Here is a 20,470-nt window from a genome sequence, read left to right on the forward strand (position 1 = left end):
CCCCTCTAAGCTACGTACACACGGTGGTGTGATAGTGGTAATTTGGGCAAGAAAAATTGGGTGATAAAACTGGGTAAATACCAATAAGCCAGCACTAAAAGCGCTTTTGGACCCTCTCCTTTCTTCAAATACCGCAACCCACTTAACAAACCCAACCCAAACATCGATACCAATATTTTTTGATTCGAGATGATGAGCAACATAAAACCAAGTCCTGCCACCACCAGCTCATCCATGGTTAACGTTAAAACCCTCTTAGGCGCATCAATATGATTTAAGAATTGATAGTTCATGGTGCTCATCATCAACCCTCCGTCAAAAAACAAAGGTTTTCAGTAAGAACGCTGGAATAAAAGCAACAGCAGTTACGCCTACAAACACCATGGGGTTTTTGCTTTTTACAGCCATTGCGGTTGCCAATATGATGTCCACCAGGATAAAGACTTTCCAAAACATGGAACCGCTTCCTAATGAATCTTTGACATCCCCCTCTAACGCACGAGCCAATAAATCATTCGCAAACACACTGTTTGAAAGCAGTGTGAGCAGGAATGCTGAGACTCCTTTTTGCATTAAAATGACCATTTTTTTGCCGATTTTCATTACATTCTCCGTTTTTAGGTTGTAAAAATCCCTTAAGCCTTAAAGTCGCTTAATTTTTAATCACAAAATGTATGTAATTTTATTTGCCGAATTAAATCGGCTTTTTAAGTGAGATGACTCATTAGAATATCCCTGAAATGACTTTAACCAATCCCTGTTCTAACGCTGGACGTGCGTCTTGAAACTTTAAATTTACTTTATCCGCATTGGATACCACCCGGGTTCTATAGCGCTGATATTGGCTATCGCGCGATGAGGCTTGGGAAGTCACTGAGCTGCTTCCATTTTTTAGATTAGATTGGAATTGTTCATTCACTTTAATGCCCCTCCCTACGCGCTCCGAAATTTGAATATCGGTTATCATGGTGTAATTCACATCTTTGACTAAAGAATCCGCTGCCAAGCCAATGACTCCACCAGTAAGCCCCCCTGCAATCATACCAGTGCTTGACTGAGTAAAACTTCCAGCAGCAGTACCTGCTACCGCACCCGCAATGGCTGAACCGTAACCGCCACCCAATGCCGATTGACTTGCTGCAACACTCATTTTTCCTACCTTGAGCACATTGGCCTGCAAGAGGTAGTGCGCTGAATTTGGGTTATTAATTACCTTATAGCCATGGGAACTTAATGCTGTTTTTAATCGCGGAGCAATGTCCACTTCTTCATCAGAGGTATTTTTTACTGAAACATAAACTGTTTTCTGGGCGTTTGAGACTGGATCTAAAAAGATGGTTTCACTTTGTTTGGTGCTGACTTGTAGTGAGCCATGCTCTATCGCTGTTTGGGTTGCGGCGCAGCCTGTGAGTGCCGCGACAGCGCTGGCAAGAAGTGTATGGCTTATTTGATGTTTAATTCCTTTCATTTTTTTATTCCTTAAATCGGTCACACTATTTTTATTAGTTAATGGTTTTGTTATTGTGCTTGCTGTGTCCCGGCTTTAGATACAAGCTGCCACGTGCTTCATCGGCCTTAACTCTTAGATGGATTTCCTCTCGATTCACGGGAATGGATAACGGTGCATTGATGCCCATACGTACTTGATTGCCCTTAATACCCAAGACAGTGATATTGACGTCCTCACCAATAATCATGGTCTCTCCGATTCTTCTTGTTAAAATAAGCATGTACTTGTTCCTTTTTTATTAATGAATACTCATCGATTGATTTGAGTGATGTTGAAATGCCAGGGTTTCACAGGCATCCGCTGTTTTTTCAAAAGCCTCCCAAACGTCGGGACTAAGCGTTTCGTCATAGGCTAATAAGAGCTTGTTGGCGCATTGTTGCAACATGGTCAGTAATTCTTCAGTCAGGGTTCTCATTGAGTTAGGCTCCTATGTGGTGTTTGATTTGTTGCAAATGCATGTGTGCAACGCTTGGGGTTCTTGTTGGTACAGCTCTTTTGTTTTTTATCGATTCAGGGAGTTCATGGCCTTGCTTTACCAAGTGACATACTTCGGTGTAGAGCCTACTAAAATGACCGAAGGCTTGTGCCTCTTGCTCTATTGAGAAAAAATTCTCAGGCAGTCTTTGGGCAATGAACTCAATTAATGGATGGCTCCAGCGTGGGTTGCTCTTATAAATACTATTCGTTATCTCCTGGTACGCATCCCGTGCTTTGGGTAAGCCCAAATCATCATAAAAAGCCATGCACAGCGCTTTAAATTGCAAGCAATTAGGCGGGTATTCTGCAAACTTACCATTTCCTGCTAAATTTCTTAATCGCGCCACCCCGCTCTCTAGTGCTTTGGGTGTTAACTCGTTAAGGGCATCAAACCAAGCGCCACTGTCCTTAGAGCCGTTTTTGCTAAGAAACATCTGACCGTATATTTTCGTCAACTCAACCCAGAGCCATGAAATGTGGTTCGTGCTCAATAGCGTAAGTGATGGGTTTGTGGTCTGGGAAAAGCTCTTGTGTTGTGGGCTCAATGGCATCCGCATTGTCTTGTCTGACTCGCTCCATTGCTGCTTCATAAGAGTTGTTTTTAGGGGATGTACGCTCATTAGTGATGTTCCTTATCTTAACGTTTTGTTCTGTTTGTTTTGATTGTTGAAAGTGCGTGTATTTAGCAAGAAAGCATAAGTAAATTGGGTTGAAATCAGCATAAGTGCTGCCCCATGCTATGTTTTTGTCAATGAACTCCTGAATGATGGCGGGGTTTGTTGCAAAAGGGTAACCTGAGGCAATGGCCCGTGAAATAGTCGCCTCATTGGGGTAAAAATCAGCTGCTATGGGTTGTTTGTTGTTTTTTGCCAAAGGCCAGTGATCTGGAGTGTTGTTATTGTTGTTATTTATATTTATAAATAACTTCTTTACAGCATTGTTAGGCGTGTTAAGTTCCGTGTTAACTTCTGTGTTAACTCTCTCTTCAAAAACCGCTTTTTCCCCAGTGTTTTCGAGGGGTATGTTGCCGTTAACCTCTGTGTTAACTTCCTTGTTTTCAAACAGCTTATTGAATACTTTTGGGATCTCAGGGAATAGAAACTTAAGGGATTGCCCTTCAGAGATTACTTTGAAGTAGTTCCCGCATTCCCGCTCTATTGATTTAATGTAGTTCCGGATGGTTTGTTTGGTTGGCGTGCCGCTTTCTTTTCTTCCTGGAGCCGGATTAATTTCAATTAGCTTGGCAAGATCAAGATAGGAAACATTATATACGATACCAGTTGCCGGATCTGCTAAGTTTATTAAAGACTTAATTAATAACAAAGGGCCATAGGGGAACCCAATAAATGGGCGCTCTATCTCTATTCTAGCTTTATTGAAATATTCGACTGATTGAAGTTTATTTATAATTAAAATTTTATTACACATCTTTTAAATATCCATTGTTAATTGATCGTTGAAATAAAAAACTAAACGATTCGTTTTATTGGATTCTTTGAATAAAGATTGTGTAAAGACTATTGTATTGAGCCATCATCCATAATTTCCTTGTCAAATGAATGCAATGGCTCAATCTATATGTTATGATTTTCACCATGGCATTCTGTCTTATGCCCGAAAAACACCGAAAGTTACTGTTTGGCGACCGTTCTCTCGGTGTTTTTTTTAATCTAAAAAGATATTAGCGCATAGCCGATTATGATTCAACATTTTACTCGATTTTTTTTCGACAAAAGTGTATTTTAGTGACTTCAACCTAAATTACCATAAAGAGCACTAATGATTGGACAAGAATTAATCACTGTTTCTTGGGATGATGTTAAAGGGGATGTTGCTAAACTAAATCCTTCCTTGCATCAGATTATTGAAAATGATGCTAGCTTGACTCCATCGGAATTAACTATCCTTAGCTATAACTATGGGCGTCAGATAGGTGATGAAACATATTTTTATTTCCCTGATTTTAATAAATCTAAAGTAATGCCATTCTGCATGATCTATGAAAACAATTTTGAGATGTACACAGAGATTAATCAAAGAACATCTCCCTGGAAAATATATAAACCAGGCCATGTTTTTCCATTTACAAAATTTCTGAAAAATAATTATCTTTATGAACCATCTGATATTCTTAAAATGACAGCAGGAATAAGGAGTTCCTTTTTGCTAATGAACAAATTTAGCGATAAAAAAAGTCATGGCAAACTTCAAAAAAAGTACAAGCTGACTTGCCCTATTCCAAATGGTTTTGACGATCAGTTTTTTATATTCAAACAAATTATCGACTCAATAAATCCTAAGTGGAAAGCAAAATTACTAGCATTCCCAAAAGAATGGGAAGAAATGGCCTATAAGTCATCACCTTTTGTTGATTATTTAAATTCCATTGCAAATGGCGATCACCTATTCAAGAGAAATATCACCTTGTATGATTATTTATTAGATATATTGGATTCTAAAAGCAAAATCAGCTCAAATAGTTTTGTGAAAGAAGTTGTTCGATATTTATTTTTTATAGCGTGTGGAGATCAACCAGGCTATCTCCCATCATTAGATGAGTCAAATGCGCCTATTGATATTTTAAGGGAAGTCTATGTAGATGTTTTTAAATCAGAAACCGCTCCAATTTTTATGTGCCCTCACAAATTGGTACCCTTTAGCTCTAATGAAACAGTTTATTTCTCATTGAATAAGGAGGACTTTATTTTTAAACCTAACCAAATTTCAAATCTAAATAAATTATCACAGGAAATAAAATCAGCCTTTGAACAAACTTGTGAGAAAATTATCGAATCGAACGTTGCTAAGAATACGGTTCTGTACAAATCGGCAAGTAACTTAATATTGAACGTTATCCATCGCTGGAGTATCAATTCTACCTCGCCGATAGAAAAAGATGCGTTGTTTTATAAGAGTGATAAACACTTAATGGAGCAGTTAAAAAAATATGAGCATCTTGATTTCCCGCTTAATTCATCATTTCTATCTGGTTGCTTTTCTCTCTCCTATAAAAACAACTATAAACTTTTAATTACATAAGCCTGGCTCAGAAAATATGCCTCTAACTTTACAATGCCCTCATATATACCTTGAAGAGAGTTTATGGGAATTTTTTTTCTTGATATAAAATTTAGCAGGTCTGATTGCCGAGTTAATTTCTGTTCTTTCCTAATCATTCTAGAAGCTTTTTTTATTCTTTCGGAATTGAATGTAAACCCAATTAACTCTGACAATATTTTAGCAATATCATCAACATAACCAATCGGTAAATCCAAATAATTAATGATGTTCTGTGCATATTCCTCTAAGGATTTTTTGGTGGTAATCTTAGGGGCCCGGGGCATAATACTCAAACAATAGTCCAAAAAACTAGTTATAGTTGGGTATCTCTTCTTTACAATATTTTTTATAAAAAAAAGGTTCAGCTCTATATTAGAAGTATCTGTTACTTCGCGATGCTCTGGGCTTGATTTGAAAAAAGAAATAACATCCTCTCGTTTCAGATCGATATAGTTTTTCATGAGGGACTCATGTATCACTTTTGAAACTTTCTTGCTTATCTCCAACCAGGTGCGCTTCCTAAAATGAATACTACGAATTGATGTAATCAATTCATTATTCTCCTCTATGGATAGCCGCCTAAGAGTCGCTCTAATATTGATCATGGGTATGGTTTTAGTAGAGTTCTGTAATCCTGGAAAGTAAACAATAGACACTTCGTCATCCCCATCAAGATCCCCTTCTTCATACTGACGAAAGATTTTTCCATAACCCTTCATTCCAAAACGCATTAACTCATATGCTCTCAGAGCCCCTAGTGATGCAAGTCCCACAACTTTTAATCCCTTGGCGAGTGCCCATAGAATCTCTTTATGAGTAATGCTCGCTTGCTCTTCAAATACACCATCAATAATGACTATAGACTTTAGATTAGGATGCAAACCAACGGCACGAATTAAGTCTCCTCGCCGTATACCAGGCAATAACAAATCCCTCGACGTCGTATATTCGAGTAGTTCCTTATGCGAAACAGTAGAATCAACAAAAATTACTCTAGTTGGATTATTCATTATCAATAAGAAAAGTTTTCAAGATACAAATATCTTCGTTCAAATAAGTAAAAACAACTAAATCTTTAGCATGTGACTTAAGAATCTCAAGGATTTTTTGATATTGCTCATTCAGGGATAAATCTAAAGAGTACATGTCATTAAAATATTTTATTTTGCTAACCCGTGGCAATGTATTTATTTCATTGAATTTATAACAAGGGGGATCCAAATCATCTCTCGCCCCAGATATAATGCCAATCTTTGATTGTATGGCCTCTATCAGCGATTTATAAAGGGCTTCATGCTTGGAGAAGTGGCAACTATAACCGGCTGTTATTACCTGATTATCCAAAGGACTGTCATTTAAAATAAAGCAAGCGATAACCGGTATATTAAACACATTCTGATAATAGTGGAATGAATATGAAATATTATTCAGGCCCAAATTTTTGTATTCTTCCTCATTTACATCTGCAAGTTCGGTCACATTGTGATTTCTTATAGATTGCCTTTCAATTAACTCTAAAAAACTGTAAATAAGGGCCTCTTCAAAATTAGATCCAGAGGCAATGCCATCTGAATTTTGTCCAATCAATGCCGATATCAACATAGTGCTATCTAGTGAAACTGATACATGCGGTACAAATATTTCTTTATTTGTTAGAAGAGTCCTCCCTAGACACCAATTAATTTTTTGGTCTTTTGAAATAGCTGTAGAATAACCCAGCTTATTTATATCAACAAAAGCTTTACCATCTCTGACAAGTTCATTTTGTGACTTGTCGATGATTTCAGCAACCACTTGCTCTGCAAAATACGTTTCAATTGACTCTATTATAGCCCCACACTGGGCTTCAATTTTATCTAAAGACTTACCCATGCTGATGCTTATGGATTTGGAGTTAGGTCTAATCGCAGAGTAAACTCTTAGATGAGAGCAACTGTCTAGATAACTTAAATCGGCTACCCTAGCAATACCAGCCCGATGTATATAACTAGATAGTATTTTTAAAGTATCTTGTGCTGACCTATATCTTAACTTCATGTAGAAGCTTAACCACCAGAAATTGCGGACAAAATATGCAAAGAATCTTCATTTTTCAATGCGATTTCTTTAAGAGACTCTATCTTTGATCCGTTCAAGTATAGCAACACATACTCTTTAGGAGTTTCATTGCTAAATAAGTATTTATAGTTAGAGCCTAGAAGTTCTCGTATAAATTCGTCCCAATATTTTTTAGAATCGATATTATAGCTCTTACTCAAATGACTTAAAGCCCCAGGAAATTGGACTGAAACCATCATGCTAAATCAACTCGATCGTATTCAAAGACACTGGATACTCTGATTCGTCTCCTATATCAGAAAGGTCTTCAATTAGAGAATCAAACGCACCATAATATTGTTCTTGTATCAATGAGCCTTCAAATTCTTGAAATTTATTCATTATTAATACCTAACAAGATTATTTATCCATACTTAATCATATCATTCCTTTCTAAATAAGAAAAATCAGCTAACAAGTCCCCATAAGCTTTACTAAATCCAACAAATGAAACTGCTGTATTACTTGCCGATCTAGGTGCATGATAAGTTGATCCCAACTGAACCCTGATATCAAACTCATAATGCCCTTTTAACATTGGAATATCGATATCTGTAACCAACCCTTTCTTTAGAGGAATATACCCACACAAATCGAAAATGCTTTGATCAGTTTTAGCGATCTCAAATTCTCGATTTAACTCAATGAGAATCATTAGTGTTTCAAGGGAAATGCCTGCTCTTCTTTTATGAACAAGATTAATTGCCCCTCCTGCTTGGCGTATATTTGTTTCAAGAAAAACAGGATTTAAATCATTTCCAACAAAAAACTCTGTATGCATTACTCCATTTTTAAAACCAAGAACCTTCTGAACCTTAATCGATTCTCTCTCGATTACGAGCTGCATTTTTCTATCCTGAACTGGGAAGCTGGCAATAATCTTTCCTTCCAAAAATTTGTGGTTCGGGTATGAATATCGTCGAGCCTGGATGTATCTGATTTTATTGTTTTTCACCACTAATTCACAATGATACAAAGGATCAGAGTAATATCGCTGTATTAAATAACAAATTCCTATATTTCGCTTCGACTTCCTCCACTCGTGGAAATTTTCTTCATCACGTAGGTGACAACTACCTTCTGCACCCGCCAGATTATCTGGCTTGATAAAATACTCCCCTCCTCCAAGCGTCTTTGAGATGTCGCAGAAAGTAACATATTCATCATATTGAATCGTTTTTGGAGTAGAAAGATTTGGGCTTAGGAGCCTGTACATATCTGACTTAATTTTGAATTTCTTAATTTCAGGATACCTGATACCTGGCAAATTATATTTGGTTCTTAGTTGGGCAGACTGGATCAGAAAATTGTCATTAAAACACACTAGAAACTGAATCTTAAAATCTTGGATAATTCGATCCACCTCTTTCACGGATAATGAATCATAATAGACGCTTATGCCATCTGGAATAGCTGTCATTTCTTTTGAATAGGATAAAATGGGTTCGATGTTTTCTCTTCTGAGAAGCTCAAAATCCACTAGCTTGTAACTCAATGGCGTTCCAATGAGTAAAACTCGATCTTTTTGTATTTGGCTTATTCTCTTCATAGTACTCTTTGGGTTACTTGAAATTCCAAGATGACTTAAAATCGTTTTGAGACTAAAATGTTGCAAAACAAATGAGGCAAATCCATACCTAAAGCCATCTAAAAAACAAAAGTTTAATTAAGCTCTTTATATGTCATCAACGCGCTATTCTAGACAAGTTAACCTCATAGGGGAAGAAAGCCAGAATAAACTGGCTTTGTCCTCTGTTGTTGTCATTGGAGCTGGAGGCATTGGCTCCCCGTGTCTTTATTATCTAACAGCCGGGGGTATTGGAAAAATAGGACTAATTGACCATGATGTAGTTAATCTATCAAATTTGCACCGACAAGTTCTGTATGATGAGCAAAGTATCGGTAAACCAAAAACTGCTGTTGCTATTGGAAAACTAGCAAGTTTTAACTCTGAATTAAAACTCCATGAATACCGGGTAGAAATCAACCTGGAAAATGCTAAAAATATCTTAACTGATTACGATTTGGTTATTGACGCATCCGATAACTTTAAAACTCGTTATTTGATCAACGACATTTGCTGTCAGTTAGATAAACCATTTATCAACGCTAGTATTTTTCAGAATTCGATCCAGATCATGCTTTTTGATGTACGAACTGGATGTTATAGATGCGCATTTCCAGAACCGCCACCGCCCTTTATAATGAGCAATTGCTCAGATGCAGGGGTTCTCGGAGCCTCTGTGGGTATAGCAGGGGCAATAACAGCTAACCTCGCCATCAATTTTATTATTCATCAGAATACGCCGTTACTTGGGAACATTTATGCATTCAATTGTGACACATTTAATAGCGATTTTTTCCCCTTCAAGCAAAAGCAAAATTGCCCTGCATGCACACGTAAATTAATATCATGGCCCGCAAAAGGATTCGATGTTGAGTTGGATAAGATTCAGCTAGCAGATTATGTTGCAATCGATATCAGGGAGCTCGATGAAAACAGATCGAAGTCTTTAACTTCAAATGATCTTCATATACCACTTAGTGAATTGATGAATACCTTTAGCAGGCTACCAAAACAGAAATTACTTTTGTACTGTAAAACAGGAGCTAGAAGTGATTATGCGGCTTATATACTCCAAAAAAATGGTTTTGATGCTTTTTCTCTTAAAGGTGGCGTGTAGGATTTTATCGTTTCGATACATCTCCTCAATGCTAACGATAGGTATAAATTGTACCTCAGGAACTTGAATACCGAAAAATATCTTTCTCTTTTGATGCTAATCCTTTGACCTTTCTAGATATTGCCAGCAAAACTACAGCCCCAAGAAAAGCATAAAAACCAAGACTATCAAAAAAACTCAAATAGTTAGGATTGTTTATTGCAGTTTCTGCTGAAATGCCGTAATCAACAGTATTTGACAGGAATTGAGATAAGGAAGCAGCTATTCCTGATACCATCATCCAAAAACCCATCATGATTCCATTAAGACGCTGAGGTGCAAGCCTCCCAATCATCGAAAAACCAACTGGCGCAATTAAAAGCTCTCCTAAAGCCTGAAGGAAGAAGTGCAATATTAACCAGATAGAAGATGTATAACCAGAGCCACTGGCTCTTAAAATACCCCATGACAAAGCATAGAAAGAAACCCCGATTAATAAAAGTGATGAGCTAAATTTATGCGTTAGTGACAGTTCAAATCCACGTGTCTTAAGTTTTTTTAGAAGAAAACCCACTAGTGGAGCGCCCAATATCACAAACCCTGCATTCAAATTCATGTACCATTGAGGAGGAATAATAAAGCCAAACAACTCCCGCTGTACATTATACTTCATGAAATAGGTGACACCCATCGGCCCGACAAAATATAATGACCAAAAAACGATGGATGACAGCGTAAGAATGATAAATGCAGAAATATTCTTTTTTTCTACAGCGACGCTAGTATGTTTAACCTGATGAATAAGGTAGCAAACACAAAGTACACCAAGCGCAACAACTACACTGTTTGATAAAAAGGGATAATTAAATCCCACCATTAATCCAACAATTAAAATAAACATTGTGGCTGTAGTGAAGTAAATCTTCCGAATAGCATTATTTATTTTCATCTTCTTTGGCTCTTTGTAAAAACGCCAACCGGCCACAACTAAAATTATAGATATTACATTAAATACGTTACACAGGTTAAAGAGATTCTGATAGCTTGAGCTTAGATCGTAATAGCCGCTAGCAAAAAAGCCCAACAAAAAACCTGAATTCACCGCTGCATAGTTGATAAAAAAGGCCATTTCTCGCTGACTTTCATCACGCTCCAGTAACTGCGTCAAAATTAACTTCACGCTGGTTGAGTTAATACCACAACCAATAATGAACAAACTTAAACCGTACAAGAGATAATGTGGAGAAGACCAGCTCAGCACGTATGAACCCGCGGCCTGGAATAGGCAAGAAACTAACAACAATAGTCTGTTACTGATATAGTTACCTCCGATATATCCGCCGACAAGATGTAATGCAAAATTAAACGCCAAGAACATACCAACGTAGGCATTTGCTTCATTTTTAGTAAATCCAAGAGCGTTTGTTAAATAGAGAAGCAGTGAAGAAAATAAAACAGCGAAACTAAAGGTAATTAATCCGTTGATTAAGTGCAGTAAATTAACCCCAATATTTTTTGACTTCCATAAAATGGACATGTTAAATCCTTATCGACACACTTGTATCCCTAATCTTTCTGCATGATCCTCATTAACCACACAAAAGTTTCAACGGCCTCGGTATAGTAGACTGTTTTGATCTAAAAACCCATTATTTTGCGGCTGATGAATTTATTTTGTATGCAAGCTCCCTTTTTATCTAGTGAACCTCCAAATATTTGAGGGCTGTTGTTCGTTATCTTTTCCTTAGTTGAATGTATTGTTCTAGAATCTCTGCTGATAAACTTATTTTCCAAGATGAGTTACGCCCTTTCGTAGCTATATACGCTGTAATTACATTTTTATCCTTCAATCTGCATATAGTGGTTTTAAGTGCACCAACCTTAACTCCTGTATTTATAGATAGATCTATCTTTTTTATAAATGGTGTAGTTAGCTCGCCGACTATAATACAGTTATTTATAATCTCATCTACAATTCTTTTTTCATTACCTGTTAGATCTAAATATTTGAATCTTGTGCTTTTCTTATTGATAGTTCTAATCAAATTCTGATTCAGATTTTTGTGTTGATGATATAGATCATTCCTCTCTTTAAAAGTATCTATCAGACCATTTTCACTTGTTTCTACTTTTTCATTATGATTGTCAATTAAAATTGTGTCTCTTATAGATACTGGTGTGGCATCGGATTTTGTGTCCCTTATCAACTCATCAGATCCAACATGAGTTGTGTCTCTTACTCGCTCAGTTAAATCACCCTTTGTTGTGTCTCTTATGGATATTGATGTGGTATCAGATTTTGTGTCCCTTATCAGCTCATCAGATCCAACAGGAATTGTATCTCTTACTCGCTCAGTTAAATCACCCTTTGTTGTGTCTCTTATGGATATTGGTGTGGTATCGGATTTTGTGTCTCTTATCGGCTCATCAGATCCAGCAGGGATTGTGTCTCTTGCTTGCTCAGTTAAATCACCCTTTGTTGTGTCTCTTATGGATATTGATGTGGTATCGGATTTTGTGTCCCTTATCAGCTCATCAGATCCAACAGGAATTGTATCTCTTGCTCGCTCAGTTAAATCACCCTTTGTTGTGTCTCTTATGGATATTGGTGTGGTATCGGATTTTGTGTCTCTTATCGGCTCATCAGATCCAGCAGGGATTGTGTCTCTTGCTTGCTCAGTTAAATCACCCTTTGTTGTGTCTCTTATGGATATTGATGTGGTATCGGATTTTGTGTCCCTTATCAGCTCATCAGATCCAACAGGAATTGTATCTCTTGCTCGCTCAGTTAAATCACCCTTTGTTGTGTCTCTTATGGATATTGGTGTGGTATCGGATTTTGTGTCTCTTATCGGCTCATCAGATCCAGCAGGGATTGTGTCTCTTGCTTGCTCAGTTAAATCACCCTTTGTTGTGTCTCTTATGGATATTGATGTGGTATCGGATTTTGTGTCCCTTATCAGCTCATCAGATCCAACAGGAATTGTATCTCTTGCTCGCTCAGTTAAATCACCCTTTGTTGTGTCTCTTATGGATATTGATGTGGTATCGAATTTTGTGTCCCTTATCAGCTCATCAGATCCAACAGGAATTGTATCTCTTGCTCGCTCAGTTAAATCACCCTTTGTTGTGTCTCTTATGGATATTGATGTGGTATCGGATTTTGTGTCCCTTATCAACTCGCCAGATCCAAAAGGAATTGTGTCTCTTGTTTCTAGATGAATAACTTTGTCAACTACGTTCGGAGTATTATAGGGGCGTGGAGAGGCAACATCAGAAACATATTCATCATAAGTCTGCATCTTTGCTTTAAGCTTATTTTGTTTAAACCCACGCTTTTCTTGCTGTTTAAGCATATCCTCAAGCTTCATAGAAATTTCCTAATTTAAACAAAAGAATCCTCGGTTTCTCTAATGGATTGATGAAATTTACCTCGAGACAACCATTCATTAATACCGGTCAACTCTGAAATTAACGCAAAGCAATCATCTTTCGCGGTAGACTTATTTGCATCAAAAATATACTCGCCATCAGCTTTAGTGTTTTTAAATGCTGTATTAGTTCTGATAACGATGGGCAATAAGTTTTCTTTGAGGTTTTTCCTCTCGCTTATTGATGCCATAATATTGAGACTTAACTTTTCTCGCGCATCATATTTATTAAAAACAATTTTATAATTAATTTTAATGGCTAGGTTTTTAAAAGCTTTTTCTATTTTTTCAATTTCCGAAACAGTCATTACAACTCCATCAAAAGAATCTATATCGGCATTGATCGGGATTAAATTCTCAGTTGCAAAACAAGAGGCGCATACGGTAATTTTGTGAATAGAGGGAGGGCAGTCAATAACGATAAGATCATATCCCGATTTTATAGAGTCAAAAAGATCATCAAAAAAACTAGTAATGTTTATAGACTGTTTCGAATTCATTACGTGCTCAATCTGAGAGTTATCAAGCGAGGAGGGCAGCAAGTGTAGATTAGGTGTAACTTGAACAATAACTTCTTTAATATTTTTTTCACCTATAAGCGCATGATAAAGTACTGATTGTCCCTGCTTTTTCATATTAAAAGACTGGGTTAAGTTTCCTTGCATATCTAGGTCTACAGCTAGTACTCTGAAACCCAATCGACTGGCTCCTTCTGCAAATGCAGTGGCTATGGAAGTTTTTCCAATCCCACCCTTCATTCCAAAAACATTTATAATATGAGGAGAATTATGTTCATTTTTAAACTTAAAGCCCCTTAACTCAAAGATTCTTTTAACAGTCTCTGGGGGAAGGGCGTTTTTATTACCAACAGGTATAACAGGCAAATCATGCTCTTTAATTAATTTATATATTAAATGAGGGGAAACGTTAATTAAGGATGAAAAATCTTTAGTGCTTATTGTTTTCATTATTATCCGCTCTGAACATAAAATTCTAATATATAACAATTAATTAAGACGTCAACGTTTTTTTTAGAATTTCTGCAAAATTGTAGATCGTCAACTCCAGGAATAAAATATAAAAATATATTTTTTTCAATATTTTTATATTTTTTTACCACAAGATCGTGTCTCCTTTAAAAGATCCAATCAACTATTATTGTGTCCTTTTATTAAAAACAAAGATTCAAATAATGTGTCTTTTATTATTAGTTTTTGCAGCTATCTATGCGTCTCTTTTAACGCTATAAATCATCCTTGGATGACATGGTTTTATTGATATTTATCAATATATTATTTGATAAATATCAATAAAAATAAGTTTGGCATCACTGGGAAAAACATCTTTTAGACTCGATAATATCCACGACTCTTGTGTCTCTTATAAGTATGGGTATTTATAATATTTGTGTCTCTTATTAAATAAAAATCGCAATCATTTTGTGTCTCTTATTGATAGTCTATTTAGATAATTCATTGATTTTATGGGTATTGACACTTTTAAATGCTGAAATTAAAGTCTAAAAAAAGACAATATTCCCGAGGAATTAATTATGGTATTTAATTGTAGGTAATAAATAAAGGTAAGTTATGAAGAGCGGCAACTCTTCATAACTTGATGATGTATTATTGGAACGAATCTTATTTTCCAAAGTAAATAATAGCTTCGTTCCCCCAAAAAAACAATAAGATAAGGATATTATCTATGGGGAACTATTACTCAAATTTTTGTTTAAGATTCAATCAACTAAGGCTGATTGCTTTAACTCTATATTATTCACTGGTCATTCAATGCATGAACTCCGTTACTGATAGTGGCTATTAAGGATAGCGTCCCATGCAAGATAGTGCATTAGTGATAGGTAGCATGAATTTTATAGAGCAAAAAACAGGCAACGACTACAGTTTTAGAAGGGCAGGGGTGGCGCGCCAGGGTAACTGGTGTGGCCACGATCCCAAGACCCCGCGTTTTTTTCAAAAGCCCCAGGAACATAAGGAGCGTCCCAAAATAATTACCTGGGCGATTGATGCGTGGCGGCGTTACTATGGGCTACCTTCCTCCTATTTCAAAGAGATTCGTTTGCGACGTAACTCAACTCGCCAGCAGCGCTCTGAAGCGCGTGAAGCACTTGCAAGCATTGCTCAGGTCTTATTGCATTATACGGAACTTGCAAGTCTTAGAGTGGGTATACCCCATGCAAGCGAAGGCTTTCGCTCACTAACCATCCAGTTTTTGGCCGACAAAGCTGGAATTGGTTTAAAGCGTGCACAACGCGCTATTAAATTATTGGTGCGTGCAGGTTACTTAAAAATGATTGAGCGTTTTGATGTTAAAGTAGATGAGGGCAAAGAACGTTTTATTGGTCTGGCTGCCGTCAAGTGCTTAACGCCAGCCTTTTTTAAAGCATGCAACATTAATTTGCAGGCGCTGTCTGCACAACGTGCCCTGGCACGTAAGCGTCTTAATAAAAAGCGGAGTACCTTTATTGCTAACGCCCAGGAATCTCAGGCTGCCGCACGTAACATTCTTGATTTTATAGCCCCTCAAGGAAATGCTAAAACCCATATTGATGTAATGAAAGACATGCTTAAGTCGGAGCAAAAAGAGGAAGAACGGTTGCGCGAAAAAGAGCGCAGACGCCGCGAATCCCTTCTAAACCGCCACAAATTACAGGAATAGGGTGCTTTAACGCACCGAAACAAACAATAAATACTATTTTCATTGCTTAAAGTGTTCCTCTATACCTAAAAATCTTCTAAATGCCTCACAAAACCAGCGTTTTTATCTTTATTCTTCATTTTGGCAGAAATAGCCTTATTACCTTAAAAATAGGTGGATAAGGTGGAATAACACCGCGTACTTAACAAAAAGCACTGTACATAATTTGTCATAATGAAATTTAAGTGTCTTCTAGAAGTGTTTTTAAGTGTCCGCTCTTACTTATAGTCCCATTTAAACCTTCTAGAAAATTATCCACAGATATTTTCTGTGGATAATTAATCATGAGGAATTCGCTACGCTCATCAATCATTTAAACTTATTAAAAGGAATTGCCTATGGCCAATAATCAAATAAAAAAACGAACAAAGCAATAATTAAAGATCGATTGCCTCATCACCCATCACTCAATCGCAATAAAAGATAACTACGCATTTTATTAAGAACAATGACTACTCACGCGCTTCGCGCGCTGCGTTCCTCATTGTTCTTAATAAAATACTCCGTTATTTTTATTTTTGCGACTGAGCGATGAATGACGAGGCAGAAATCTAAATCTTTCTTTTAATCTGCTTTAAATGAATTCGCTTCGCTCATAACCATTCAAATGCTCCTAAACTCCGAAATCAAAGGCACGTGGGTAAAATTTAAACACATACCTTTATCCACAATTTTGGGGGATAACCCTGTGCATAGCTTGAGTTAAAGCAGTATCGGCAAGAACTTAAGAGCAAGGCGAAAGGGTGCTCAATGAAAAGAGTGGTTTATTTAAAATGTAATTAATGAAATGTATCAACAGATGGTAAATAAAAACGGGTGCAAAGCCTATTTTAAAAATCCAATGTATCACCTATTGATAAATTTAATAGTTATCAATAAACTGCCTTCTATAATTTACGGGGCTTTATAAAATATGGCTAATAAAAAACGCAAAGTATCGCTGAATGATTATGCATCCTGTTATCACTATTTTGAACGGGCCATTCAAAACAATCGATTTATGAGAGAGGAGACAGACAGTTCTGTCAGAATAAAGGCAATTCATGCCTTTGCAGAACTCAAAAGTACTGCAGAAGATGAAGAAACGGTACGCCTGTTTCAATTATGGCTTGATGAATTCGTAGACGCTCAAACCTTCAGCCGCTGTTATCGTGCTCTGAATCAAAAAAAGTATCTGATGGAGAAAACCATGCGTACCATCACCATCAGTGATGAGACTTATAATGCATTAAAAGACCTGTCATATCAAAAGAATGCCAGCCTGTCACAGGTAATACTTGATGGCTGTACCCTACTGCGAGACAAAAATAAAGAATCAATTAGACCCTTAATAAACACGTTGAACACCGCCACATTAATACCAGCTAACATCCCAACCGGTTCGCAAAAATCCTTGATGACAGGGGTAACTTCTGGCAACACTAATGTTATTTCCTTATTTGGAGATGAACAGGGTGAATCCCATGATGAGGACGAAGGAGGTTCTGAGTTTGATTTCTTTGATTTTGATGAGGTACGCGAATGGCCACGTAAACCCGAAGGTTATGATTTTAGAGCCAATGAGTCCTATAAAAAATACCGAAAGCACATTGAGCGTCTAACCATTAAAAAACCAGATGAGGAGCTGCTTGCGTATTTTACTAAAACAATTAATTACTTTTTAACTGAAGATAATTGCCAGCAGATTGGCTCACAACTGCTATCAATTCAAGAGGTATGCCTGAAACAAAAGCTTTTTTCACGGCAATTTAATTCTAATCACTTTGCGATTAGTAAAGGCTTTAGCATCCCGGATTTGAGTTTTGAGCATTATGCTGATGAGCTTTTGTTGTTTTTAGGATTACTCTTTGGCTGCACGACCGCCTCGATTACCTCAGGCAACAGACAGCCTTATGTGTTTGCAGGACATCCTAACCAGGTGCAAATGGCTTATAAAGCCTATCATTACCTCGATGCTTTTTTAAGCGATGAGGTCAAGCGCTTTAAAGACAACTGCCATAAAAATACCAAAAGGAAAAACAAAAAAATGAAAGCCCAATGGCATGGCGGTCATTTGGTGGGTATCATGTTCCATCCAATCCTTGATGATGAGGAGACCTATAAGCTACTGACTGATGAAGAGTACGATAAATTAGCAACACATACGCACCATAAAGTGCATGTGTATTATGATGAAAATGAGCCCATCGGTGGCTGGTGGACTCCAGACAAAGAAAAGCCTTTCCGATGGTAAAACCTTTTTGAATCTGTGTTGCACAGGTAACTCAGAGTACTTGCTTTCGCAGCCAGCCTTCAATATAGATAATCGTTTCTTCAATAGTCGTCACGGCCTGATGATAGAGCGCGTCAAATAATTCTCGACGCCCTGTTTTCCAGTAGCGCTCTGCATACTGGCACGCGTATTTCATGCGGGTTGTTCCCACATAAACCGCCCCACTTTTGATTTTATGGGCGGTTTTTTCAACCAGAGGATAATCATGGCGTTCAAATGCATTTTTCATTCGCTCTAAATCAGCAGGAAGCTCCTTAATCATTATGAGCAACATCTCTTTGAGCATCTTGATATCCCCGCAGTTTTTCAAGGCTTCAGTACTGTCAAGAAGGGCAAACTGGTTTATTTGAAACAGTTCGGCATCCTTATCTGGCAAGTCATATCTTGATTTAGCGGAGTCTTTGGCGTTTACTTCATGCCTTGAGGGAATGAATGATTTAATAATATCTGCAGCATGTGCCTGAGTCAGTGGCTTGGTTAAAACCGCATCCATTCCAGCCTCAATACAGCGTTGTTTGCTCTCATCACCTCCGTGCGCCGTGAGTGCAATTATCGGGATGTGTCGTTTTTTATCCATTTGGCTGCGAATACGATAGGTTACTTCATAGCCATCCATGCCTTCACCTAATCCGATATCCATGAAGATTAAATCATAGTCATTTTGTTCACAAAGACCCTCGGCCGGGATCCTGGTAAAAAAGGGTCATGTGTAATTTTTTATCAGACAGTTGTCTGTAATTAAAGTTCATTTTGAAGAAAGGATATGCTTTTGTATAAAGTGTTTTGTAAGATTTATTACTTTTTCCGATTGCTCCTTGTGAGGCATATGTTTGCAATTTTTAATTATTGATAACTGACCCACTCCACCTGTATTTTTAGCAATAAACTCAGGAAAAGCGATCGAACCATACTCATCATCTTCACCGTGAATCGCCAACACCGGACATTTAACATGCTGTATACAGTTTTGCAGACTCCAAGAAGAAAACTCGGAGGATAACCAAATATCTGTCCATGCACGAAGTACCCATAAAGCTTTTTCTCCATGCCATTTTTCTAATTTTTGTAATTGCCCACGTGATTCAAAAAACTCTTTAGCTTTTTTTATTCCGTCTATCGTTTTGTCCTCTACAAATGCCTGTGCAGCAACAGTAATCACTCCTTTACAATATCGATCTAGTGCTGCAATACATATAGACATTGCTCCACCAACGCTATGTCCAAAAAGTATGTATTCTTGAATATTAAGCTTTTCTTTAATTATTGGAAAATACTTGGAAGCTTCCTCATGTATAAATTCTATAGAAGGTAGTTTTTCTCTTGAATCTGATTTTCCAAAACCTAACCGATCATATGCAATAACTGGTTGAGAAAGATTTTCAGATAATTCTTTTGGAAAATTTCGCCATAAGTCAACAGAGCCTAATGAGTCATGCAATAGAATAATGGGAGTTTCTTCCGTAACGGTTGCAGGAGTCCATTTTTTCACATATATTTTGCCATCAGGAATTGTAATATATAGCTCATTTGTTTCCACATTCTCTCCCTTTTATTCTTAATTATTATCCTATAAAAATACTTCAGTGTATTTTTTCACTTAACCATGAGCGCTCGTCTAACAGATGTCCTACCTATTTTTAATTGTCTAGCAATTTCCGATTTACTCATTCCTTGGCGATCTAACTCTTTAATTTTTTCAGAAAGTAAACTAGCAGTAGGTGGTCTTCCATGATTTTTCCCTTTAGTTCTTGCGTGTGCAATACCTGCTTTAACCCGTTCACGAAGGATTTCTCTTTCAAACTCAGCAAAAATTGCTAACAAACCTGCCATAGCTCTGCCTGTTGCGGTGGTTAAGTCTAAGGCTTCAGTTAATGAAATGAAACCAACACCAAGAGTGTTTAATTCATTCAGTGTGTGAAAAAGATCATTGACTGAACGACCCCAGCGATCTAACTTCCAAACAATAATTACATCGATCTGGCGTCGTTTTGCTTGGTTGATAAGTTCTTCACGTTGAGGTCGAGAATCTTTTGCACCTGATCCAATTTCAGCAACTTCTATTTCAATTTGCCAATCACGAGCTCTAGCATATTTTTTCATCGCTTCAATTTGCATATCTAAAGTATGCTGATCATGTGTTGAAACTCTGGCATAAATTCCTGCTTTCATACCTGGCCAAAAACCCCTGAAAACTCGTCCGTCTAAAACCCTTTAAATATAAGGATCGAAAGCCTTGATTTTT

Annotated in this window: 21 protein-coding genes; 4 read left to right on the forward strand and 17 right to left on the reverse strand. The window is 37.2% G+C overall.

The genetic code is table 11. The features are described 5' to 3' along the window. Positions 1–5 precede the first annotated feature (5 nt). From traL to OQJ26_RS18300, 7 genes are all read right to left on the reverse strand, one after another. The gene (gene traL, locus OQJ26_RS18270; RefSeq protein WP_238583857.1) at positions 6–305 is read right to left on the reverse strand and encodes a type IV conjugative transfer system protein TraL; all 300 of its coding nucleotides are present in this window, start codon (positions 303–305) and stop codon (positions 6–8) included. 10 nt (positions 306–315) lie between these two features. Beyond that, a complete protein-coding gene (locus tag OQJ26_RS18275; RefSeq protein ID WP_265705134.1) occupies positions 316–603 on the reverse strand; it encodes a hypothetical protein in 288 nt (95 codons plus the stop codon). A gap of 121 nt (positions 604–724) precedes the next feature. Continuing rightward, positions 725–1,468, reverse strand: coding sequence for a complement resistance protein TraT (locus OQJ26_RS18280; protein WP_265705135.1), 744 nt, complete (start codon positions 1,466–1,468; stop codon positions 725–727). Between the two features lie 34 nt (positions 1,469–1,502). Next, positions 1,503–1,730, reverse strand: a complete 228-nt coding sequence (gene csrA / locus OQJ26_RS18285) for a carbon storage regulator CsrA (RefSeq protein WP_115264678.1) — start codon at positions 1,728–1,730, stop codon at positions 1,503–1,505. Positions 1,731–1,748: 18 nt separating this feature from the next. Further along, positions 1,749–1,925, reverse strand: coding sequence for a hypothetical protein (locus tag OQJ26_RS18290; protein WP_172461336.1), 177 nt, complete (start codon positions 1,923–1,925; stop codon positions 1,749–1,751). A 4-nt stretch (positions 1,926–1,929) separates the two neighbouring features. Beyond that, a complete protein-coding gene (locus tag OQJ26_RS18295; protein ID WP_115264695.1) occupies positions 1,930–2,421 on the reverse strand; it encodes a hypothetical protein in 492 nt (163 codons plus the stop codon). A 22-nt stretch (positions 2,422–2,443) separates the two neighbouring features. After that, positions 2,444–3,415: a hypothetical protein gene (locus tag OQJ26_RS18300; RefSeq protein WP_265705136.1), complete on the reverse strand. Its 972-nt coding sequence runs from the start codon at positions 3,413–3,415 to the stop codon at positions 2,444–2,446. 351 nt (positions 3,416–3,766) lie between these two features. Between OQJ26_RS18300 and OQJ26_RS18305 the strand changes: the two genes are divergently transcribed. Further along, positions 3,767–5,026: a hypothetical protein gene (locus tag OQJ26_RS18305; RefSeq protein ID WP_115264676.1), complete on the forward strand. Its 1,260-nt coding sequence runs from the start codon at positions 3,767–3,769 to the stop codon at positions 5,024–5,026. On the opposite strand, the gene OQJ26_RS18310 is transcribed toward OQJ26_RS18305, so the two are convergent. The 4 genes from OQJ26_RS18310 to OQJ26_RS18325 form a co-directional block, all read right to left on the reverse strand. Beyond that, a complete protein-coding gene (locus tag OQJ26_RS18310) occupies positions 5,005–6,057 on the reverse strand; it encodes a TfuA-like protein (protein ID WP_265705137.1) in 1,053 nt (350 codons plus the stop codon). The genes OQJ26_RS18305 and OQJ26_RS18310 overlap by 22 nt on opposite strands. Further along, complete coding sequence (locus OQJ26_RS18315) at positions 6,050–7,084, reverse strand: YcaO-like family protein (RefSeq protein WP_265705138.1); 1,035 nt, start codon at positions 7,082–7,084, stop codon at positions 6,050–6,052. Before OQJ26_RS18315 ends, OQJ26_RS18310 begins: the two co-directional genes overlap by 8 nt. An 8-nt stretch (positions 7,085–7,092) precedes the next feature. Further along, complete coding sequence (locus OQJ26_RS18320) at positions 7,093–7,344, reverse strand: hypothetical protein (protein WP_265705139.1); 252 nt, start codon at positions 7,342–7,344, stop codon at positions 7,093–7,095. A gap of 164 nt (positions 7,345–7,508) precedes the next feature. Further along, positions 7,509–8,693: an ATP-grasp domain-containing protein gene (locus OQJ26_RS18325; RefSeq protein ID WP_265705140.1), complete on the reverse strand. Its 1,185-nt coding sequence runs from the start codon at positions 8,691–8,693 to the stop codon at positions 7,509–7,511. A gap of 130 nt (positions 8,694–8,823) precedes the next feature. On the opposite strand from OQJ26_RS18325, the gene OQJ26_RS18330 reads away from it, so the two are divergent. Beyond that, positions 8,824–9,828 carry a HesA/MoeB/ThiF family protein gene (locus OQJ26_RS18330; RefSeq protein ID WP_265705141.1) on the forward strand — a complete coding sequence of 335 codons (1,005 nt, stop codon included), beginning with the start codon at positions 8,824–8,826 and terminating at the stop codon, positions 9,826–9,828. A 55-nt stretch (positions 9,829–9,883) separates the two neighbouring features. On the opposite strand, the gene OQJ26_RS18335 is transcribed toward OQJ26_RS18330, so the two are convergent. The 3 genes from OQJ26_RS18335 to OQJ26_RS18345 all read right to left on the reverse strand — a co-directional run bounded on the left by OQJ26_RS18335 (position 9,884) and on the right by OQJ26_RS18345 (position 14,206). After that, positions 9,884–11,344 (reverse strand): peptide MFS transporter, encoded by a 1,461-nt coding sequence (locus OQJ26_RS18335; protein WP_265705142.1) that lies wholly within the window; start codon positions 11,342–11,344, stop codon positions 9,884–9,886. A gap of 196 nt (positions 11,345–11,540) precedes the next feature. Next, positions 11,541–13,178, reverse strand: coding sequence for a hypothetical protein (locus OQJ26_RS18340; RefSeq protein ID WP_265705143.1), 1,638 nt, complete (start codon positions 13,176–13,178; stop codon positions 11,541–11,543). 14 nt (positions 13,179–13,192) lie between these two features. After that, positions 13,193–14,206 carry a ParA family protein gene (locus OQJ26_RS18345; protein ID WP_265705144.1) on the reverse strand — a complete coding sequence of 338 codons (1,014 nt, stop codon included), beginning with the start codon at positions 14,204–14,206 and terminating at the stop codon, positions 13,193–13,195. A gap of 868 nt (positions 14,207–15,074) precedes the next feature. Here OQJ26_RS18345 and OQJ26_RS18350 point away from each other — a divergent pair. Together OQJ26_RS18350 and OQJ26_RS18355 are read left to right on the forward strand one after the other, a co-directional pair. Continuing rightward, complete coding sequence (locus OQJ26_RS18350) at positions 15,075–15,917, forward strand: hypothetical protein (protein WP_265705145.1); 843 nt, start codon at positions 15,075–15,077, stop codon at positions 15,915–15,917. A 952-nt stretch (positions 15,918–16,869) separates the two neighbouring features. Next, positions 16,870–18,189, forward strand: coding sequence for a DUF7168 domain-containing protein (locus OQJ26_RS18355; RefSeq protein ID WP_265705146.1), 1,320 nt, complete (start codon positions 16,870–16,872; stop codon positions 18,187–18,189). A gap of 31 nt (positions 18,190–18,220) precedes the next feature. Here OQJ26_RS18355 and OQJ26_RS18360 read toward each other — a convergent pair whose 3' ends face one another. Genes OQJ26_RS18360 through OQJ26_RS18370 form a run of 3 tightly spaced genes read right to left on the reverse strand, consistent with a single transcriptional unit; the run spans position 18,221 to position 20,397 of the window. After that, positions 18,221–18,916, reverse strand: a complete 696-nt coding sequence (locus tag OQJ26_RS18360; RefSeq protein WP_265705151.1) for a response regulator — start codon at positions 18,914–18,916, stop codon at positions 18,221–18,223. A gap of 57 nt (positions 18,917–18,973) precedes the next feature. Further along, on the reverse strand, positions 18,974–19,765 hold the full coding sequence (locus OQJ26_RS18365) for an alpha/beta fold hydrolase (RefSeq protein WP_265705105.1): 792 nt from the start codon (positions 19,763–19,765) through the stop codon (positions 18,974–18,976). Between the two features lie 56 nt (positions 19,766–19,821). Then, positions 19,822–20,397, reverse strand: coding sequence for a recombinase family protein (locus OQJ26_RS18370; protein WP_058522411.1), 576 nt, complete (start codon positions 20,395–20,397; stop codon positions 19,822–19,824). Positions 20,398–20,470: the final 73 nt, after the last annotated feature.

The organism is Legionella sheltonii, assembly GCF_026191355.1.
In the GTDB taxonomy this organism is placed as follows: domain Bacteria; phylum Pseudomonadota; class Gammaproteobacteria; order Legionellales; family Legionellaceae; genus Legionella; species Legionella sheltonii.

Excerpts from the sequence above, each read along its gene's own strand:
- traL (WP_238583857.1), bottom strand. The coding sequence starts at position 305 with ATGATGAGCACCATGAACTATCAATTCTTAAATCATATTGATGCGCCT.
- OQJ26_RS18275 (WP_265705134.1), bottom strand. The coding sequence starts at position 603 with ATGAAAATCGGCAAAAAAATGGTCATTTTAATGCAAAAAGGAGTCTCA.
- OQJ26_RS18280 (WP_265705135.1), bottom strand. The coding sequence starts at position 1,468 with ATGAAAGGAATTAAACATCAAATAAGCCATACACTTCTTGCCAGCGCT.
- csrA (WP_115264678.1), bottom strand. The coding sequence starts at position 1,730 with ATGCTTATTTTAACAAGAAGAATCGGAGAGACCATGATTATTGGTGAG.
- OQJ26_RS18290 (WP_172461336.1), bottom strand. The coding sequence starts at position 1,925 with ATGAGAACCCTGACTGAAGAATTACTGACCATGTTGCAACAATGCGCC.
- OQJ26_RS18295 (WP_115264695.1), bottom strand. The coding sequence starts at position 2,421 with ATGTTTCTTAGCAAAAACGGCTCTAAGGACAGTGGCGCTTGGTTTGAT.
- OQJ26_RS18300 (WP_265705136.1), bottom strand. The coding sequence starts at position 3,415 with ATGTGTAATAAAATTTTAATTATAAATAAACTTCAATCAGTCGAATAT.
- OQJ26_RS18305 (WP_115264676.1), top strand. The coding sequence starts at position 3,767 with ATGATTGGACAAGAATTAATCACTGTTTCTTGGGATGATGTTAAAGGG.
- OQJ26_RS18310 (WP_265705137.1), bottom strand. The coding sequence starts at position 6,057 with ATGAATAATCCAACTAGAGTAATTTTTGTTGATTCTACTGTTTCGCAT.
- OQJ26_RS18315 (WP_265705138.1), bottom strand. The coding sequence starts at position 7,084 with ATGAAGTTAAGATATAGGTCAGCACAAGATACTTTAAAAATACTATCT.
- OQJ26_RS18320 (WP_265705139.1), bottom strand. The coding sequence starts at position 7,344 with ATGATGGTTTCAGTCCAATTTCCTGGGGCTTTAAGTCATTTGAGTAAG.
- OQJ26_RS18325 (WP_265705140.1), bottom strand. The coding sequence starts at position 8,693 with ATGAAGAGAATAAGCCAAATACAAAAAGATCGAGTTTTACTCATTGGA.
- OQJ26_RS18330 (WP_265705141.1), top strand. The coding sequence starts at position 8,824 with ATGTCATCAACGCGCTATTCTAGACAAGTTAACCTCATAGGGGAAGAA.
- OQJ26_RS18335 (WP_265705142.1), bottom strand. The coding sequence starts at position 11,344 with ATGTCCATTTTATGGAAGTCAAAAAATATTGGGGTTAATTTACTGCAC.
- OQJ26_RS18340 (WP_265705143.1), bottom strand. The coding sequence starts at position 13,178 with ATGAAGCTTGAGGATATGCTTAAACAGCAAGAAAAGCGTGGGTTTAAA.
- OQJ26_RS18345 (WP_265705144.1), bottom strand. The coding sequence starts at position 14,206 with ATGAAAACAATAAGCACTAAAGATTTTTCATCCTTAATTAACGTTTCC.
- OQJ26_RS18350 (WP_265705145.1), top strand. The coding sequence starts at position 15,075 with ATGCAAGATAGTGCATTAGTGATAGGTAGCATGAATTTTATAGAGCAA.
- OQJ26_RS18355 (WP_265705146.1), top strand. The coding sequence starts at position 16,870 with ATGGCTAATAAAAAACGCAAAGTATCGCTGAATGATTATGCATCCTGT.
- OQJ26_RS18370 (WP_058522411.1), bottom strand. The coding sequence starts at position 20,397 with ATGAAAGCAGGAATTTATGCCAGAGTTTCAACACATGATCAGCATACT.